The organism is Marinobacter iranensis (genome assembly GCF_029207565.1).
GTDB lineage: Bacteria > Pseudomonadota > Gammaproteobacteria > Pseudomonadales > Oleiphilaceae > Marinobacter > Marinobacter iranensis.
In genome coordinates this window covers 1-256 of the sequence record NZ_JANCMW010000296.1, presented here as the reverse complement: position 1 = coordinate 256, position 256 = coordinate 1, and the positions used below count along the sequence as shown (strand labels likewise).

General features: G+C 74.2%; 1 protein-coding gene. It reads left to right on the top strand.

What is annotated here, in order from left to right:
• On the top strand, window positions 1-256 hold a 256-nt coding region (locus NLU14_RS22445), incomplete at both ends, for a hypothetical protein (RefSeq protein ID WP_275710784.1).

Below are 256 nucleotides of genomic sequence, written 5' to 3'. Positions count from 1 at the left end.
CAGCGCTGGTCTCGCCTCGATCCTTCTCGTCATCGTCGTCGCGTGCGCGCCTTCGCTCGCCCCCGCGCTCGGTGCGCTGTGGCTCGTCGCCCTCATCCTCGCGATCGTCGTGCGGCGGGGCCGCGGGGCGGGCCGCATCATCTGGCTCGTGATCCCCTCTGTCGCCGTCTTCCTCCCCCTCGTCTGGTCCCACCTGACGAGGGGCGACCCGTTGGCCGTGTTCGCCGACCCCGGGCGCCCGCTGGCCGTCGCCGGC